Here is a 14180-nt window from a genome sequence, read left to right on the forward strand (position 1 = left end):
GGATGCAGACGGTCGTGTTCTGGGTCCTGGCGGTGGCGGCGGTGGGTTTCGGGGTGGCCGTCTTCGTCGTGGACTCCATGGCGCGGGCCACCTTCGCCCTGCTGGCCTCGTTCCTGTGCGTCGGGGGCGAGCTGCTGCTGCTCGACCTGAACTATCTCGGCGTCCTGGTCGTGCTGATGATGATCATGGAGATGCTGGTCATGGCGGTCTTCATGATCATGTACATGATGAACCCCGGCGGGCTCATGCCGATGACGATGGTGCACAACCGGCGCGCCGCCCTCACGATCTCGATCGCGGTCTTCGCGGCGATGGCGGCCGGCGTCCTGCTGACGCCGTGGCCGCACCGCCGGGGCGCGGTGCCGCACGATCCGGCCTTCTCCCTCGGCGAGGCGATCATGGGCCCGAAGATGCTGGCGATGATGGTGATCGGCATCGCCATCCTGGCCACGATGATCGGCTCGGTGGTGCTCGCCACCGACCGGGGACGCTACGACCGGCCCCCGGGCCGCGACGGCGGTGCGGCATGAACCTCCAGGTCTTCCTGCTGCTCGCCGCGGCCCTGTTCGCGGTCGGCCTGTACGGGGCGCTCTCCCAGCAGTCGATCGTGATGGTGATGATGGGCCTCGAACTCATGATCAACGGGATCCTGGTGGCCGGCGCCGCGTTCTGGTTCCACATCGCGCCCGGGACGGCGGACGGCCAGGTCCTGGTGCTCGTGGCCGTCACGGTCATGGCGCTGGAAATGGCGATGGGGTTCGCCGTGGTGACCGCGCTGTTCCGCAGCCGGGACGTGGACGTCACCGACGAAGCCGGGGACCTGAGGGGATGAACCTTCTCGGCCGGCTCCTCCCGGCGGTACCGCTCACCACCGGGGCGCTCCTGCTCACCGGGCGTTTCACGGTCGGGCGCCGCCGCCTCGACCCCGCGGCTCCCGCCGCCGCCGTGCTGGCCCTGGCCGCCACGCTCGGCCTCGCCGTCGCCGCCGCGCTGGCCCGTCCGGCGGTGCGGTTCCCGCTGTTCGGCCGGCTGCCCGCCGGGCTGGCGGTGGACGGGCTGTCCGCGGCCCTCATCGTGACGGTCGCCGCGGTGAGCCTGGCCGTCGTCGTGTTCGCCGCGGGCGAGTTCGGCGCGGACGAGTCGCGGGCGCGCTTCTTCGGCCTGATGCTGGTGTTCACCGGGGCCATGCTGGTGACGGTCACCGCGACCGACCTGGCCGTCCTGCTGATGGGCTGGGAGGTCATGGGCGCGATGTCGTACGCGCTCATCGGCTTCTGGTGGCGCGACCCCGGCCGGGTCGGATCCGCGGACGTCTCCTTCCTCACCACCCGCGCCGCCGACCTCGGCCTCTACTTCGCCGCCGGCGCCGCCCTGGCCGGGACGGGCTCGCTGGACCTGGCCGGCCTGGCGGCCGGGCGCGGGCACTGGCCGGACCTCATCGCGGCCGGCGCCGTCCTGGCCGCGCTGGGCAAGTCGGCGCAGCTTCCGTTCTCCTTCTGGCTCTCCCGGGCGATGGACGGCCCGAGTCCCGTCTCGGCGCTGCTGCACTCGGCCACCATGGTGGCCGCCGGGGCCTACCTGCTGCTGCGCCTGGGGCCGCTGCTGACCGCGACCGGCTGGGCGGCGACGCTGGTGGCATGGGCGGGTGCTCTCACCGCGCTGCTGCTGGGCGCGGTGGCGCTGGCCCAGCGGGATCTGAAGCAACTGCTGGCGGCCTCGACGTGCGCGCAGATCGGTTTCATGGTGCTCGCCGCCGGAGCCGGTGCGGTCGCGGGCGGCACCGCCCAACTCGTCGCGCACGCCGCGGTGAAGAGCCTGCTGTTCCTCGCGGCGGGCGCGTGGCTGTCGGCCCTCGGCACCAAGGACCTCGGCGAACTGCACGGCGCGGCGCGCCGGTACCGCCTGGTCGGCGTCACGTTCGGCATCGGCGCGCTCGCCCTCGCCGCCGTGCCGCCGCTGTCGCTGTGGGCCACCAAGGACGCCGTGCTCGCCGCGGCCCTGGCGGACTCCCCGGCGCTGTACGCGGTGGGGCTCGCCGCGGGACTGCTGTCGGCGGGCTACGCGGGCCGGGCGCTCATCGCCGTGACCCGTCCGACCGGCGCCGCGGCCCGCGGGGCCACCGGGCGGCACGGGACGCGGCGCCTCGGCCCGCTCGAAAGGCTCCCGCTGCCCGTGCTCGCCCTGGGGGCGGCGGTTCTCGGGGTCCTCGCGCTGCCGCCGGTGGACGGCGCGTGGCGGGACCTCCTCGGCGCCGGGGGAGAACCGGCCGCGAGCCCCGCCGAACTCGCCGTCTCCGGCGCACTGGCGCTCGTGGTCCTCGCCGTGACATGGACGTTCGTGCGCCGCGGCGTCCGGGCGCGAGCGGCGTGGACGGCGCCCGCCCTGCACTGGCTCCATCTCGAACTGCTCGCCCGCACGCTCGTCGCGCGTCCGGTGTTCGCGCTCGCCCAGGCGCTCGCCCGGTTCGACGACCGGGTCATCGACGGCGGGGTACGGGTCGCCGCCGCCACCGGACGGCGCGCCGCGGCGCTCGCCGACCACCGGGTGGAGGTCAGGGTGGACGGCCTCGTCGACGCGGTCGGCAGGGGAGCCCGGTGGCTCGGCGCGGCGGCCCGCCGCCCGCAGACCGGGCAGGTGCACACCTACTACGCGCAGGCCGCCGTCCTGCTCGCCGTGCTCATCCTCATCGTCCTGCTGGTCAGGTGAACGTGCTCTCCCTGGTGATCTTCCTCCCGCTCGCCGCCGCGCTCGGTCTCTGCGCCGTTCCGGCCCCCGGCGCCCGCACGGTGGTCTGGACCTGGATCGTCGCGTGCGCCGCCGATCTCGCCCTGGTCATCGCCCTGTGGATCGGACACGGGAACGGCGGCGGCATCTCCTACGAGGAGAAGGTGCGCTGGATCCCGTCGGTCCGCGCCGCCTACCACATCGGCGTCGACGGGCTGTCGCTGCCGCTGCTGGCGCTCACCGCACTGCTGTTCCTGGTCTGCGCGATCTACTCGCTGCGCCGGCCCCCGCAGGTGCGGGCCTTCGCGGTGCTCTTCCTGTTCCTCCAGACGGTGTCCTCGGGCCTGTTCGCGGCCCTGGACCTGCTGCTGTTCTTCGTCTTCTTCGACCTGTCCATCGTCGGCATGTACTTCGTCATCGCGGGGTGGGGGCACGGCGACCGGACACGGTCGGCGCTGAAGTTCTTCCTGTACACCTTCCTGGGGTCGCTGGCCCTGCTGCTGGGCTTCATCGGCCTCTACCTCGGCGCCGAGCCGCACACCTTCGACATGGTCGAGCTGACCCGGACCCCGGCGCTGGCCGGGTCCCCGGGGCTCGCGGGGCTCGTCCTGCTGGCCATCGGCCTCGGGCTGGCCATCAAGACGCCGGCCGTGCCGTTCCACACCTGGCTGCCGCCCGCGCACACCGACGCGCCCGCCGCCGGGTCGGCGATCCTGGCCGGGATCCTGCTGAAGATGGGCACCTACGGCCTCATCCGCATCGCGATGCCGATGCTGCCGGACGCCTGGCGCCGGTACGCCTGGGCGATCATCATCCTGGGGCTGGTCAGCGTCCTTTACGGGGCGCTGGTCGCGTTCGCCCAAGAGGACCTCAAACGGCTGATCGCCTACACCTCGGTGAACCACATGGGATACATCGTCCTGGCGCTCGGCGCCGCCGGGGCCGCGGGCGAGCAGGCCGCCCGGCGGCTCGCGGTGACCGGCGCCGTCACCCAGATGGTGAGCCACGGGCTGATCACCGGTGCGCTCTTCCTGCTGTCCGGCGTGCTCTACGACAGGGCGCACGGCTACGACATGGGACGGTTCGGCGGCCTCGCCCGGGCCGCCCCGGTCTTCTCCGGGCTCGTCGCGCTCGGCGCGTTCGCCTCGCTCGGCCTGCCGGGTCTTTCCGGTTTCATCGCCGAGTTCCAGATCTTCACCGGGGTGATCGGCGGCGGTGGCCCCGGCCTGGTCGTGGCCGGCGCGCTGGCGATCCCCGGCATCCTGATCACGGCGGCGCTGTTCCTGCGTCTGCTGCACCGCGCCGTCCTGGGGCCGCCCGGGGAACTCACCTCCCAGGTCACCGACGTGCGGCGCAGCGAACTCGCCGCGGTGGCGCCGCTGCTCGCGCTGTCCGCGGCCATCGGGGTCGCGCCCCGGTTCCTGCTGGACGTCATCGAGCCGGTCTCGTCCGCCGTCGTCGCGCTGGTGGCGCGATGACGCGGGAGAACCCGGCGGATCTCCTGCCGGAACTGTGCGTGCTCGGCACCGCCGTCGCCGGGCTTCTCACCGGGTCGTTCCTGCCGCGGACCCGGCAGTGGATCGTCGCCGTCCTGTGCGGGACCGGCCTGGTGGCGGGGCTCGTGACCGCGGGACTCGCCGCTCGCCGGGCGGACCTGACGACGTTCGACGCGTTCATGCTCGACCCCCTCACCCACGTGACGCGGATCGTCGTGACGGCGGCGACCCTGCTGGTGATCGGCCTCGCGGCCGGACCGCTGCGCGGCCATCGCCGGGAAAGCGAGTTCCACACGCTGCTCATGCTGGCCGCCCTCGGCACGATCGTGCTCGGCGCCGCGTCCGATCTCCTCGTGCTGGTGGCCGCCTATCTGCTGGCCGGCATCCCCGGATACGTTCTGGCGGGCTTCGGGAAGGACGCGCCGGGCACCGAGGCGGCGCTCAAGTACTACCTGATGGGCGCCTTCCTGGGCATTCTCATGCTGGCCGGTGTCACGCTGCTGTTCGGGCTGGGCCGCGGCACGTCGTACGAAACGCTCGCCGCCGGGCTGGGAACGGCACCGGGCGGCGCGGTCGCGGTCGGGGTGGTGCTGCTGCTCGCCGGCCTGATGTTCAAAGCGGGCGCCGTGCCCGCGCACTTCTGGGTCCCGGACGTCACCGAGGGGGCGCCCCGGGTCGTCGCGGCGTTCGTCACCACCGTGCCGAAGATCGGAGCCTTCGCCGCCCTCTACCGTTTCGCGGTCCAGGCGCTGCCGCCCGGCAGGGACGACTGGCCGCTCCTCGTCGCGGTGATCGCCGCCGCGACGATGACGCTGGGCAACCTCGCGGCCTTCGCGCAGCGCAACGTCCGGCGGCTCCTCGCCTACTCCACCATCAGCCAGGCCGGATACCTGCTGGTCCCGATCGCGATGGCGGGACGGACCGACCTGGCCGAGCCGGCGCTGCTGTTCTATCTGGCCGGGTACGCCGTCACGAACCTCGGAGCCTTCGCCGTCGTCATCGCCGTCGGCCGAGACGACCTGCTCGCCTACACCGGGCTCGCCCGCCGCAGCCCGCTGCTCGCCGTGTCCCTGGTGGTCTGCCTGCTGGGTCTCGTCGGCACGCCGCCGACCGCGGTCTTCGTGGGCAAACTGCTGATATTCGGGGCCGCGCTGGACGGTCACTACACATGGCTCGCGGTGGCCGCCGCCGTCAACTCGGTCGCCAGTGTCTTCTACTACCTGCGCTGGATCGTCCCGATGATGCGGCGGCGGGACGGTGGAGGCGAGCGCCGTCCCGCTCCTTCGGCACGGTGGATCGCCTACGCGGCGGCGGGGGGTTCGCTCGTCCTCGGCATCGGAGCCGGCATTCCCCTCGCCATCGGCTGAACGGCGGGTGGCAGGACCCGGCGGCCGGGTGTGCGCCGGTCAGGTGGACGGGTTGACCGGTGGGGTGATGCCGGTGGCCGCGCCCCCGTCGACGACGAACTCGCTTCCGGTGGAGTAGGTGGCCCGGGTGATGATGAAGTGCACCATCTGGGCTACTTCTTCGGGTTCGCCGAAGCGGGGGATCGGCTGGCCGGCGGTGAGGGAGTCGTCCATGCCGGAGGTCATGGGCGTCCGGATGGGGCCGGGGTGGACGGAGCAGACGCGGACGCCGTCGGCGGCGAGTTCCAGGGCCGCGGTCTTGGTGAGGCCGCGCAGTCCCCATTTACTGGCGGTGTAGGCGCCGAGGTTGGCGTAGCCCATCAGGCCCGCGGTGGAGGAGATGTTGACGATGCAGCCGCCTCCCGCCCGGCGCAGGGACGGCAGCGCGGTGCGCATCCCCAGCCAGGCCCCGTAGAGGTTGATGTCGATCACGCGGCGGAACGAGTCCGCGGGCTGGTCGGCGATGCCGCCGAACTCGACGATGCCGGCATTGTTGACCAGCACCGACACCGGGCCGAAGAGCCGTTCGGCCTCGGCGAGAGCGGCCTGCCAGTGCGCGGAGTCCGTCACGTCCAGGTGCACGTACACCGCCCCGTCACCCAGCCGCTCGGCGAGCTCTTCCCCCTCGCCGTCCAGGATGTCGCCGATCACCACCCGGGCGCCGTCGGCCACCAGCGCACCGGCGATCGCGGCTCCGATGCCGCGTGCCGCGCCGGTCACGATCGCCGTCCTGCCGCGAAGATCCATCGTCGCCGCCAAAGCCGCCCCCGGTTGTCATCTTCTGTGTTCTCGCTGCTTCCGGACGACTTATGCCCAATCCGTCCGGTGCCATCGCAGTCCGGCCGAACCTTCGGCGCGATCCGGATCTCCGGCACAATGGCGTGAGGGGGTGACCGCGTGGCCGGACTGGCTGGATCGCTTGAGCGCTCCATCATGGACGTGCTCTGGGCGGCGCCCGGCCCGCTGCGGGTGCGCGAACTGCTGGCGAGGCTGAACGAGGACGCCGACAGGCCGCTGGCCTACAACACCGTGCAGACCGTGGCGGAACGCCTGGCGCAGAAGGGCCTGCTGCGGCGCACGCAGGACGGGCTCGCGTACCGCTACAGCCCCACGCGTGCGCGGGAGGACTACGCGGTCGACCTGATGCTGGACGCCCTCACCGACGCCCCCGACAGCGGCGCCATCCTGGCCAGATTCGCGGAAAGCGTCCCCCGGGAGGACGTCGGTCACCTGCTGGACGTGCTGCGCCGGCGGGCCGCCGAAGGCGACGAGGAATGATCGCGTGATCGTGCCGATGGCCGGCCTGCTCATGTCGGCGGTCGTGCTCGGGTGTCTCGCCGGGCCCGTCCTGGACCGCCTGCGGCGTCCCGCGCTCAGCCCGGCGACCGCCGCCGCCTGCTGGGTCGCGGCTCTGGTGGGCGCCGTGGTCGCCGGCGCGGGCCTCGTGGCGGTCGCGTTGCTCTCCCCGCCCGGACCGGGCCACGGCCTCCTCGGCCGGCTGCGTGATTGCCTGCCCCACCACGGGTATCCGGCGATCGCGTCGGCGACCGCCGCGAGCCTGATCCTGGTGACGGGCTGCGGTGCCGCGCTCGCGCGGAGCCTGCCGCGGCTCGGCCGGGCGGTGCGGCACCGCCGCCGGCACCGGGAGATGCTGCGCCTGGTCGCCCGGGAGCACCGGCGGCATCCGGACGTCCTGGTCCTCGACCATCCCGTCCCCGTGGCCTACTCCCTGCCCGCGCGGCGCCGCGCGATCGTGGTGAGCACGGGGGCGCAGGAGTCGCTCAGCGCCGCCGAGTTCGGCGCGGTGCTCGCGCACGAGCGGGCCCATCTGCGCCAGCGTCACCACGCGCTGCTGCTCATGCTCGACCTGGTCCACGCGCTGCTGCCGTGGCTGCCGACCGTCCGGCGCGCGAAGGCGCGGCTGCCGCTGCTGCTGGAGATGGCCGCCGACGACGCCGCGGCGCGCGCCTGCGGCAGGCGGGCACTGGTGGACGCCCTGTGCCGGCTCTCCGCGGCTCCGGGCGCGGCGGGCGCGCTGGGCGCGACCGGCGGCCCCGGGAGGAGCAGGCTGGCGGAGCGGGTGCGCAGGCTGGAGGCCGCCGAGCCGGTGGGGCCGCGCCGGGCCGTCCGGCTGGCGGCCGGCGCCTTCGCGACGACGGCGGTCGCGGCGCCGCTCCTCGTCGGGGCCGCGGCGATCGCCGAACTGGCCATGATCTGCTGAGCTCCGCGGGGCCGCCGGGACCCGGGTGAGAAACGTTCAATTCGGCTGGCCGAGTGGCGGAGGAGGCGGCTTTTCTCCTACCCTCCGTAGGAGGTCACGGTGCCGCGTCCCCGCCGGGGACGGCCGATGGCCGCGCCAAATCCCGCGGACCCCGTCCCGGGAACCGGGGACCCGATCTTCACCGGGGTGAGTCCGTCCCGCGCGGACGGTAGGGCGGCTCCGGCCCGAACCCGTCAGCTGACCCGGTAGGCGTTACAGGAGAGGACAGCGCATGCAGCGACGAGCTGCCGGCCCGCGAACGTCAGCCCGCCGCAGGATCATCGCCACCACGGCATGGACGGCCTCGATCATGATCTCCGTCGGGCTGGTGGCCCCCGCCCCGGCCGAGGCGAAGCCCAGGCCGACGCGCAAGGAGCTGACCGCCCAGCAGAAGAAGCTCGCCGACGAGGCCGAGAAGCTCAGCGAGCAGTACAACGGCCTGCGGGAACGCCTCAAGCAGGCGCAGCACGCCGCCATCGTCGCCAAGAGGACCTCCGAGCAGCAGAAGAGGACCCTGGACGAGGGGCGCTCGCGGATGGCGAAGATGGCCGCCGAGACCTACAAGAACGGCCCGGTCGACCCGACCGTCTCGTTCGCCTCGTCCGCCGACCCCCAGGCCGTGCTCGACCGGTCCGCCACCCTCAGCTACTTCGCCAAGCAGGACAACAGCCGCGTCACGCAACTGCTGCAGATGATGCAGGGCGCCGAACGCGCCCGCAAGGCGGCCGAGGCGCGTGCGAAGCAGGTGCGCGAGCTCACCGAGGAGGCGAAGAAGAAGCGCCGGGAACTACAGGTCAAGCTCAAGAAGGTCCAGCGCCAGCTCGGCACCTACGCCACTCCCGGCGCGAACCCCGGCTCGGCCCCGAACGTCGCCTCCGGAGGGGCCTCGGCCAAGGCGATGAGAGCCGTCCAGGCCGCCCTGAGCCAGCTCGGCGTCCCCTACTCCTGGGGCGGCGGCGACGCCTCCGGCCCGACGTACGGCACCGCGCAGGGCGCCAACATCAGGGGCTTCGACTGCTCCGGCCTGACGCTGTACGCCTACGCCCAGGTCGGCATCACCCTCGGCCACTACACCGGCAGCCAGTACAACGCCGGCACCCACGTGAGCATGAGCCAGCTCAAGCCCGGCGACCTGGTCTTCTTCCACAGCGACCTGCACCACATGGGCATGTACATCGGCAACGGCAAGATGGTCCACGCCCCGCAGACCGGCGACGTCGTCAAGATCGCCCCCATGGCCGGACGCCCGTTCGCCGGCGGAGTCCGCGTCGCCTGACCATGCGCCTCCTGCCTCCCACCGTGCGGACACCACCGCGGAGCGGCGAGTGGGACGGCTGAGGACGCCGCCTGCGCGGTGGGGGCGCGGCCGCGCCCCCACCCCGCTGTTCGGCCTGGTCCTGTTCTTCGGCGTCCTCGCGATGCACGGCTTCCAGGCATCGCCGGACCCGGCCGACATGACCGGCGTCCCGATGACGTCCATGAGCGCTGCCCGGCCGATGCCGGAGGCGTCCGCGCATCACCACTCCGGCGGTGGGCGGCAACCCGCCGATCACCAGCGGGATCATCCGGGCGGACAGGTCTGCCTGGCGATGCTGACGGCGCTCTCGCTCTTCGGGGCCGTCATCGCCCTGTACCGGCGGAGGGCGCCGGCCACGGTGGCGCGGCTGCTCGCCATGGGGCGGCTTCTGGTCGCCGGCAGGCCGCCGCCCAGGCCGGCCCTGCACGAACTGAGCGTGTTGAGGCTGTGACGGGCCCGCCGGCGCCTCGGCGCCGGCGACCGGTCAGTCCACAGAACCCGACACGAAAGGCTTCAACCATCATGAAGCGCGTACTTGCGCTCGTCGCCGTTCCGGCCCTGGCGATCGCCCTGGCGGCCTGCGGCGACGGCATGATGAGCGAGAAGGAGATGAAGGAACTGGAGGACGCCGACGGGCGGGCCTTCGACAAGGCGTTCCTGGAGATGATGATCGAGCATCACGAGGGGGCCGTGGCGATGGGCAGGACCGAGCAGGCGTCCGGCCAGTCTCCGGAGGCCAAGCAGATGGCCGACGGCATCATCTCCTCGCAGTCCGCCGAGATCGCGAAGATGCGGGACATGCTGAAGAAGATGTAGGGCGTCCGAAGCGGGCGGGGCAGGCCCCCGCCCGCTTCTGCTCGTGTCGGCCACCGGCCGATGAGGGGCGGCCTAACCGGGCCGGTGGCCTCCCGCCCGGAGGTGGCGGAGAGCGCCCCGATGAGGGATGTGCGTGCGGCGGAGGACGCGGCGGCCGAGCGTGACCAGGAGGATCTTCGCCGCGACCATGAGCACGACGATCTCGATCGTCAGGCCGGTCCAGTGCCATCCGGCCAAGAACGCCCCGCCCAGTCCGAGGTGGACGGCGACGGCCGCGGCGATGAGCGGCGTGAGCACGATGACGGAGCGGCGGCCGCGGCGGGGCGGGAGCCCCGAGCCGGGCGGCGGTTTCGCGGGTGCGAGGTCACCACCCGGCGCCGCGGGCGGCGGCCAGGTGACGGATATCCGCCGGCGGCGGCCGAACCGTTCGAGATCTTTGGTGACGATGTCCTGGATCTGCTGAAGGGCGTCTTCGTCGGCGGCCTCCACGCGCACGGTGAGGGTGTCGTCGGTCGCGTCCAGGATGGCCCGGCCCCACGGGTCGAAGGTGACGACGCCGTGGGTGCCGGAATGTTCGGCCTGGACGCGCAGGTCGCCGCGGGCGAGGGCGGTGGTGGCGGCGTGGGCGTGGGGCCGGTGACCGCCCCCGCCCATCTCGCCCATGGCGGCGGCGTGCCGGCACATTTGCGCCAGGTAACGGCTCGGCCGCGCTATCCGGAGGGCGACTTCCGAGGTCAGCATGCCAGGTCCTTTGGTGCGGGAGAGAAGGTCGGGACGGCGAGCGGGCTGAGGCCGTCTCTCAGGTGCGGCGGCAGGTGGCCAGCCAGGCGGCGATGCCGCCGGCGTGAACGTTGGACCTGCACACGGTGGCCTCTACCGACTCCACGACCCATCCGTCGGTGAAGCAGGATTCGAGTTCGTCCCGGGACAGCTTGTGCGGCACGTCCGGTTCGCCGGTGTGCCGGTCGCTGTAGCAGAGGACGAACAGCCGTCCTCCCGGCCGCACCACCGTGTGCAGGCCGTCCACATAGACGGCACGGTCCGCGGCGGTGAGGCCGTGCAGGAACAGCGAGTCCAGAGCGGTGTCGAAGGTCTCGCCGAGCTCTGCCAGGCGCAGCGCGTCATGGCGGACGAAGCGGGCCGTGAGACCTCGCTCGCGGGCCTTCTCCTCGGCCGTCCGGAGGGCTCTGGCGGACGTGTCGATCCCGGTGGCGTCCAGGCCGGAGGCGGCGGCGATCAGCGTGTGCTCCCCGGTCCCGCAGCCCACGTCCAGCACGCGCCCGTGAAGTTCGCCGTTCTCGGCGAGGGCGAGCATCGCGGGCTGGGGAGCGCCGATCTCCCACGGCGGACACCCGAGGTAAGGGTCGCAGGACCGGCTGTGGGGGTGCGCTGCGGCGGACGTATCCGTCATGAGGCTCTCTCTTCCGTCAGGCGTCGCGGGCTCATCCGCCTCCTTTTACAATACATAGTGTCGCATTCAAATCAACTGTCTCTAGCCGGGCGATGCGTATCATCGGAGACGTGCCGAGACTCTGGAGCGAGACGATCGCCGCGCACCGCGACGCCGTCCGGGACGCCGCCCTGGACGCCACCGCCGCCCTGGTCGCCCGGCATGGAGTGACCGGCGTGACGATGTCGCAGATCGCCAAGGACGCCGGTATCGGGCGCGCGACGCTCTACAAGTACTTTCCCGACGTCGAGTCCATGCTGCGGGCCTGGCACGAACGCCAGATCGACGAGCACCTGAAACACCTGCACCGCGTCCGGGACGAGACCCGGGGCTCCGCGCGGCGGCTGGAGGCGGTGCTGACGGCCTACGCGGAGGCGATCGCGGGCAAGGGAGGGCATGACGACGGCCTCGCCGTCATGATGCACAGCGGTGAGCACGTCGCCGCGGCCCACCGGCATCTGCGCGAGTTCGTCCAGGAGTTGATGGCGGACGCGGTCGCCGCCGGAGCCGTACGCGAAGACGTCCCGGCCGACGAGCTGACCCGCTACTGCCTGCACGCCCTGGGCGCGGCCAGAGGGCTGCACGACCCGGTGGCGATCGGCCGCCTTGTACGGACCACGCTGGCCGGGCTGCGACCGGACACCCCGGCGCGCGGGTGACGCCCTGGAGCCGGGCGGCCTTCAGATCGGGCAGCGGTCCCGGGCGCCCACCCCGGCGGCGTCGCGCTGAGGCCCGGGCCGTGGTCTGACGGCCCGGGCCTTGTGTGCACGGATGTGCGTGCGGGGCATGCCCGCCGCACCTCGGTGTGTCAGTGCGACGTGCTGGAGATGGCCTCGACCAGTACGCCGACCTTCTCCTCGGGCAGCTTGGCCGCCAGGTCGGCCTGGCTGATGATGCCGATGAGCTCCTCGTTCTCCATCACGGGCAGGCGGCGGATCCGGTGCTCGACCATGTGGTGCAGTACCTCGTCGACATCGGTGCCGGGCTCCACCCACACCGGGGTCTCGCCGATGAGATCCGAGGCCCTGACTTCGGACGGGTTCTTGCCCTTGGCGATGGCCTTCACCACGATGTCGCGGTCGGTGATGATCCCCTTCAGCCGGTTGTCGTCACCGCAGACGGGCATCGCGCCGACGTCCATCTCGGCCATCCGCTGGGCGATCGTGGCGAGGGTCTCGCCGGTGTTCACGCATTCGACACCAGAGTGCATGACTTCACGTGCGGTGGTCATGGTTGATATCCCCCCTTCGCCTGCTTCCTTCTCCCAGGGGCGGGTGCGAAACGTCCCCGGACGCTGTTGACCCGCAAGTCGGCGCTCGGGGTGTGGCGGCTACGAGTGTGGGGACCATTCCCCCTAGCCGACGGCGGTGATTTCCCGGCGGATCCAGAAGGCGAGGGAGGGAAACGATGTTCGTGGATCGCATCGACGCGGGCCGGCGTCTGGGGGAGTCGCTACGGCACCTGCGCGGCGAGGACGTGGTCGTGGTCGGCCTGCCGCGAGGAGGCGTTCCCGTCGCCTACGAGGTGGCCCGGACGCTGGACGCGCCCCTGGACGTCATCGTCGTGCGGAAGCTGGGCGTGCCGTGGCAGCCGGAGCTGGGAATGGGCGCCATCGGTGAGGACGGGGTCCGGGTGATCAACGAGGAGATCGTCGCCATGGCGGACCTCTCCCCGGGCGAGCTCGCCGTGGTGGAGGAGCGCGAACGGGCCGAGCTGGAACGCCGTGCGCTGCGCTTCCGCGGCGAGCGCCCCCGGGTGCCGTTGCAGGGCCGGACGGTCGTCGTGGTCGATGACGGTATCGCCACCGGATCGACCGCCCGTGCGGCCTGTCATGTCGCCCGTGCCCACGGGGCGGCACGGGTGGTGCTCGCGGTGCCCGTGGCACCTCCGGACTGGACCTCCAGGCTGGCGGGGGACGCCGACGAACTCGTCTGCCCGCAGACGCCCGCGCCGTTCTTCTCGATCGGCCAGTTCTACACCGACTTCTCCCAGACCTCTGACGACGAGGTCGTGGCCATTCTGGAGCGGGCCGCCGCGCAGGCCGAACACGTGCCGGCCGACCGGCCCGACCCCGTGCAGGGAGCGGAGGTCACGGTCCAGGCCGGGCCGGTGCGGCTGGCCGGTCACCTCACGGTGCCGGAGAACGCCCGCGGGATCGTCATCTTCGCCCACGGCAGCGGCAGCAGCCGGCACAGCCCCCGCAACCGTTTCGTGGCCACCGTGCTGAACCAGGCCGGGCTCGGGACGCTCCTGTTCGACCTGCTCACCCCCGATGAGGAGTACGACCGCGGCAAGGTCTTCGACATCGGCCTGCTGGCCCGCCGCCTGGTCGAGGTCACCGGCTGGCTGCGGGGCCGGCCGGAGGCGCGGGAACTGCGCATCGGCTACTTCGGCGCGAGCACCGGGGCCGGCGCCGCGCTGTGGGCCGCCGCCGAGCCGGCCACCGGCGTCGCCGCCGTCGTCTCCCGCGGGGGCCGCCCCGACCTGGCCGTGCCCCGCCTGGCCGACGTGACCGCGCCCACCCTGCTCATCGTGGGCGGCCGTGACGAGGTGGTGATCGACCTCAACCGCGAGGCCCAGGCGCAGATGCGCTGTGAGAACGAGCTTGCCATCGTCCCGGGCGCCACCCACCTGTTCGAGGAGCCCGGGACGCTCGAACAGGTCGCCGAGCTCGCCCGGGACTGGTTCGTCGGCCACCTGGCCCCGGTGACGGCGCGATGAACCCGGCTCG

At 72.7% G+C, this 14180-nt stretch carries 16 protein-coding genes and 1 riboswitch; of the genes, 12 read left to right on the forward strand and 4 right to left on the reverse strand.

Annotation, left to right across the window (positions count from 1 at the left end; genetic code table 11):
• Positions 1-2 precede the first annotated feature (2 nt).
• From ACQP1N_RS02645 to ACQP1N_RS02665, 5 genes are read left to right on the forward strand one after another with little or no spacing between them, the layout of a single operon-like run.
• Positions 3-530: an NADH-quinone oxidoreductase subunit J gene (locus tag ACQP1N_RS02645; RefSeq protein ID WP_433228879.1), complete on the forward strand. Its 528-nt coding sequence runs from the start codon at positions 3-5 to the stop codon at positions 528-530.
• On the forward strand, positions 527-832 hold the full coding sequence (nuoK, locus tag ACQP1N_RS02650) for an NADH-quinone oxidoreductase subunit NuoK (RefSeq protein ID WP_067793397.1): 306 nt from the start codon (positions 527-529) through the stop codon (positions 830-832). The genes ACQP1N_RS02645 and nuoK overlap by 4 nt, the downstream gene beginning before the upstream one ends.
• Positions 829-2706: a proton-conducting transporter transmembrane domain-containing protein gene (locus ACQP1N_RS02655; RefSeq protein WP_433228880.1), complete on the forward strand. Its 1878-nt coding sequence runs from the start codon at positions 829-831 to the stop codon at positions 2704-2706. Before nuoK ends, ACQP1N_RS02655 begins: the two co-directional genes overlap by 4 nt.
• Positions 2703-4202: a complex I subunit 4 family protein gene (locus tag ACQP1N_RS02660; protein WP_242608655.1), complete on the forward strand. Its 1500-nt coding sequence runs from the start codon at positions 2703-2705 to the stop codon at positions 4200-4202. Before ACQP1N_RS02655 ends, ACQP1N_RS02660 begins: the two co-directional genes overlap by 4 nt.
• Complete coding sequence (locus ACQP1N_RS02665) at positions 4199-5587, forward strand: NADH-quinone oxidoreductase subunit N (RefSeq protein ID WP_433228883.1); 1389 nt, start codon at positions 4199-4201, stop codon at positions 5585-5587. The genes ACQP1N_RS02660 and ACQP1N_RS02665 overlap by 4 nt, the downstream gene beginning before the upstream one ends.
• Positions 5588-5626: 39 nt before the next feature.
• Here ACQP1N_RS02665 and ACQP1N_RS02670 read toward each other — a convergent pair whose 3' ends face one another.
• Positions 5627-6346 carry an SDR family oxidoreductase gene (locus tag ACQP1N_RS02670; protein WP_242608654.1) on the reverse strand — a complete coding sequence of 240 codons (720 nt, stop codon included), beginning with the start codon at positions 6344-6346 and terminating at the stop codon, positions 5627-5629.
• A 177-nt stretch (positions 6347-6523) separates the two neighbouring features.
• Here ACQP1N_RS02670 and ACQP1N_RS02675 point away from each other — a divergent pair, with 177 nt between their 5' ends.
• From ACQP1N_RS02675 to ACQP1N_RS02695, 5 genes are all read left to right on the forward strand, one after another.
• Entirely contained in the window at positions 6524-6904 is a 381-nt protein-coding gene (locus tag ACQP1N_RS02675) for a BlaI/MecI/CopY family transcriptional regulator (RefSeq protein ID WP_084262384.1), read from the forward strand.
• A gap of 4 nt (positions 6905-6908) precedes the next feature.
• Positions 6909-7847 carry a M56 family metallopeptidase gene (locus ACQP1N_RS02680; protein WP_433228885.1) on the forward strand — a complete coding sequence of 313 codons (939 nt, stop codon included), beginning with the start codon at positions 6909-6911 and terminating at the stop codon, positions 7845-7847.
• Between the two features lie 123 nt (positions 7848-7970).
• Positions 7971-8115, forward strand: a riboswitch (cyclic di-AMP (ydaO/yuaA leader).
• A 3-nt stretch (positions 8116-8118) separates the two neighbouring features.
• Positions 8119-9162, forward strand: a complete 1044-nt coding sequence (locus ACQP1N_RS02685; RefSeq protein WP_242609012.1) for an NlpC/P60 family protein — start codon at positions 8119-8121, stop codon at positions 9160-9162.
• A 49-nt stretch (positions 9163-9211) separates the two neighbouring features.
• On the forward strand, positions 9212-9634 hold the full coding sequence (locus tag ACQP1N_RS02690) for a DUF6153 family protein (RefSeq protein ID WP_433228887.1): 423 nt from the start codon (positions 9212-9214) through the stop codon (positions 9632-9634).
• 71 nt (positions 9635-9705) lie between these two features.
• Complete coding sequence (locus ACQP1N_RS02695) at positions 9706-9999, forward strand: DUF305 domain-containing protein (RefSeq protein ID WP_067793381.1); 294 nt, start codon at positions 9706-9708, stop codon at positions 9997-9999.
• Positions 10000-10071: 72 nt separating this feature from the next.
• Here the strand turns inward: ACQP1N_RS02695 and ACQP1N_RS02700 are convergent, their stop codons facing one another.
• Positions 10072-10740 carry a DUF2218 domain-containing protein gene (locus ACQP1N_RS02700; RefSeq protein ID WP_433228888.1) on the reverse strand — a complete coding sequence of 223 codons (669 nt, stop codon included), beginning with the start codon at positions 10738-10740 and terminating at the stop codon, positions 10072-10074.
• A gap of 58 nt (positions 10741-10798) precedes the next feature.
• Positions 10799-11410 carry a class I SAM-dependent methyltransferase gene (locus tag ACQP1N_RS02705; protein WP_067793377.1) on the reverse strand — a complete coding sequence of 204 codons (612 nt, stop codon included), beginning with the start codon at positions 11408-11410 and terminating at the stop codon, positions 10799-10801.
• 110 nt (positions 11411-11520) lie between these two features.
• On the opposite strand from ACQP1N_RS02705, the gene ACQP1N_RS02710 reads away from it, so the two are divergent.
• Positions 11521-12108, forward strand: a complete 588-nt coding sequence (locus ACQP1N_RS02710; RefSeq protein ID WP_067793464.1) for a TetR/AcrR family transcriptional regulator — start codon at positions 11521-11523, stop codon at positions 12106-12108.
• 149 nt (positions 12109-12257) lie between these two features.
• On the opposite strand, the gene ACQP1N_RS02715 is transcribed toward ACQP1N_RS02710, so the two are convergent.
• Positions 12258-12680: a CBS domain-containing protein gene (locus ACQP1N_RS02715; protein ID WP_067793375.1), complete on the reverse strand. Its 423-nt coding sequence runs from the start codon at positions 12678-12680 to the stop codon at positions 12258-12260.
• A 176-nt stretch (positions 12681-12856) separates the two neighbouring features.
• On the opposite strand from ACQP1N_RS02715, the gene ACQP1N_RS02720 reads away from it, so the two are divergent.
• Positions 12857-14170, forward strand: a complete 1314-nt coding sequence (locus tag ACQP1N_RS02720) for a phosphoribosyltransferase family protein (RefSeq protein WP_433228890.1) — start codon at positions 12857-12859, stop codon at positions 14168-14170.
• Positions 14171-14180 lie beyond the last annotated feature (10 nt).

Source organism: Actinomadura formosensis, assembly GCF_050948385.1.
GTDB classification, from domain to species: domain Bacteria; phylum Actinomycetota; class Actinomycetes; order Streptosporangiales; family Streptosporangiaceae; genus Spirillospora; species Spirillospora formosensis.